Origin of the sequence: Pseudomonas sp. GL-B-19 (assembly GCF_019956415.1) — a bacterium.
Classification (GTDB): Bacteria; Pseudomonadota; Gammaproteobacteria; order Pseudomonadales; family Pseudomonadaceae; genus Aquipseudomonas.
This window is the reverse complement of sequence record NZ_JAHBDK010000104.1, coordinates 1-3226: the sequence shown is the minus strand read 5'-3', so window position 1 is coordinate 3226 and position 3226 is coordinate 1. Positions and strand designations below refer to the sequence as shown.

Sequence of the window (3226 nt, the reverse complement as noted above, 5' to 3'; positions counted from 1 at the left end):
TCAGCACCAACGTGCCGTAAGTCCCGGCAAAGGTGCCGGGGGTGATCGGGCCGGCGCTGGGGCCGGTCGGTATGCGGTCGGCGCCTTGCACGTCATTGCTCAGGACGTTGCCGTTGAGGGTCAGCAGAGTTTCCGATGCAGTGCTGGCGTTGGTGTCGTACACGGCTTGAGGCAGGTCGTCGATGATGTTGACGTTGATCTGGTTGGTCGCGGTGCTGCCGTCTGTGTCTGTCGCCACCACATCGAAGTTTTCGGTGAGGCTGTTGTTACCGTTGGCGGCTGGATGGGTTTCGTTATCCACCAGGGTGTAGCTGTAGCTGATGACACCGGTGGTCGAGTTGTAGCCAGTGATGGTCAGTGTGTTGCCCAGCGCCGTGACGATTGTTTGCGGGAAGCCCGCCGTCACACCACCAGCCACCACATGAATGCCGCCGACATCGAGGGTTTGCAAGCCATCAAGCGCGGTCACGGTGAAGGTGCCGTTCTTCGTCAGCGCCGGGATGTTCGGGTTGGTGCCGTCGCTGAGGTTTTTCTCGTAGACGGTCAGTTCGCCGCCGTAGACGTTGAGGCCGTTGAGGGTCACTGGGTCATCGTTGTTGTGGATTTTCAGCACCAGGTTGGCGGTGCCGGAATCGCCGTCGGCATCGGTGATGGTGTAGGCGAAGGTTTCCGTGCTGTTGCCATTGCCGTGCAGCGCTTTGAAATCGGCATTGCTGGTATTCAGGGTGTAGATGTACGTGCCGTTGGCGTTCAGCACCAACGTGCCGTAAGTCCCGGCAAACGTGCCGGGGGTGATCGGGCCGGCGCTGGGGCCGGTCGGTATGCGGTCGGCGCCTTGTACGTCGTTGGTCAGCACATTGCCGTTGAGGGTCAGCAGGGTTTCCGATGCGGTGCTGGCGTTGCTGTCGTACACGCCTTGAGGCCGGTCGTCGATGATGTTGACGTCGAGCGTGCCGTTGGCGGTGGTGCCGTTATCGTCGACCACGGTCACGGCGAATTGCTCTGGCAGTGAGTTGGCGTCGTTGCCAGTGGGGTGGGCTTCGTTGTCGGCCAGGGTGTAGCTGTAGCTCACGACGCCAGTCGTGGCGTTGAACCCGGTGATCGTCAGCGTGCTCCCCAACGGAGTCATGACAGATTGCGGGAACCCAGTTGTCACACCGTTGGTAACTACCGCGATGCCGCCGACGCTCAGGGTCTGCACGCCATCGAGGGCGGTAATGGCGAAGGTGCCACTTTGGGTCAGCGCCGGGGTATCGGGGCTGCTGCCGTCGCTGAGGTTTTTCTCGTAGACGGTCAACTCGCCGCCGTAAACATCGAGCCCTTTGAGGATCACCGGATCGTTGTTGTTGTGGATATTCAGCACCAGGTTGGCGGTGCTGGAATCGCCGTCGGCATCGGTGAGGGTGTAGGCGAAGGTTTCCGTGCCGTTGCCATTGCCGTGCAGGGCTTTGAACTCGGCATCACTGGTGTTCAGGGTGTAGGTGTAGGTGCCGTTGGCGTTCAGCACCAACGTGCCGTAAGTCCCGGCAAAGGTGCCGGGGGTGATGGGACCGGCATTGGGGCCGGTCGGTATGCGGTCGGCGCCTTGCACGTCATTGCTCAGGACGTTGCCGTTGAGGATCAGCAGAGTTTCCGATGCAGTGCTGGCGTTGGTGTCGTACACGGCTTGAGGCAGGTCGTCGATGATGTTGACGTCGAGCGTGCCGTTGGCGGTGGTGCCGTTATCGTCGACCACGGTCACGGCGAATTGCTCTGGCAGTGAGTTGGTGTCGTTAGCGGTGGGGTGGGCTTCGTTGTCGGCCAGGGTGTAGCTGTAGCTCACGACGCCAGTCGTGGCGTTGAACCCGGTGATCGTCAGCGTGCTCCCCAACGGAGTCATGACAGATTGCGGGAACCCAGTTGTCACACCGTTGGTAACTACCGCGATGCCGCCGACGCTCAGGGTCTGCACGCCATCGAGGGCGGTAATGGCGAAGGTGCCACTTTGGGTCAGCGCCGGGGTATCGGGGCTGCTGCCGTCGCTGAGGTTTTTCTCGTAGACGGTCAACTCGCCGCCGTAAACATCGAGCCCTTTGAGGATCACCGGATCGTTGTTGTTGTGGATATTCAGCACCAGGTTGGCGGTGCTGGAATCGCCGTCGGCATCGGTGAGGGTGTAGGCGAAGGTTTCCGTGCCGTTGCCATTGCCGTGCAGGGCTTTGAACTCGGCATCACTGGTGTTCAGGGTGTAGGTGTAGGTGCCGTTGGCGTTCAGCACCAACGTGCCGTAAGTCCCGGCAAAGGTGCCGGGGGTGATCGGGCCGACATTTTCCCCGAGGGTCACGCGGTCGGCGCCTTGTACGTCGTTGGTCAGTACATTGCCGTTGAGGGTCAGCAGGGTTTCCGATGCGGTGCTGGCGTTGCTGTCGTACACGGCTTGAGGCCGGTCGTCGATGATGTTGACGTTGATCTGGTTGGTCGCGCTGCTGCCGTCTGTGTCTGTCGCCACCACATCGAAGTTTTCGGTGAGGCTGTTGTTACCGTTGGCGGCTGGATGGGTTTCGTTATCCACCAGGGTGTAGCTGTAACTGACCACGCCCGTAGTGGCGTCGAACCCGGTGATCGTCAGCGTGCTGCCCAGCGGTGTGACGATCGATTGCGGGAAGCCCGCGGGCACGCCACCGGCCACCACATGAATGCCACCGACATCAAGGGTCTGCAGGCCGTCGAGCGCGGTCACGGTGAAAGTGCCGTTCTGGGTCAGCGCCGGGGTGTTCGGGTTGGTGCCGTCGCTGAGGTTTTTCTCGTAGACGGTCAGTTCGCCGCCGTAGACGTTGAGGCCGTTGAGGGTCACTGGATCGTCGTCGTTGTGGATGTTCAGCACCAGGTTGGCGGTGCTGGAATCGCCGTCGGCATCGGTGAGGGTGTAGGCGAAGGTTTCCGTGCCGTTGCCATTGCCGTGCAGCGCTTTGAAATCGGCATTGCTGGTGTTCAGGGTGTAGGTGTACGTGCCGTTGGCGTTCAGCACCAACGTGCCGTAAGTCCCGGCAAACGTACCGGGGGTGATCGGGCCGGCGCTGGGGCCGGTCGGTATGCGGTCGGCGCCTTGCACGTCATTGCTCAGGACGTTGCCGTTGAGGGTCAGCAGAGTTTCCGATGCAGTGCTGGCGTTGGTGTCGTACACGGCTTGAGGCAGGTCGTCGATGATGTTGACGTTGATCTGGTTGGTCGCGGTGCTGCCGTCTGT

Annotated in this window: 1 protein-coding gene; it reads right to left on the bottom strand. The window is 61.3% G+C overall.

Annotated elements, in window-relative coordinates; genetic code table 11:
* Positions 1-3226 (bottom strand): beta strand repeat-containing protein (locus KGB06_RS28865; RefSeq protein WP_223521811.1); only part of this gene is annotated, 3226 nt, incomplete at both ends.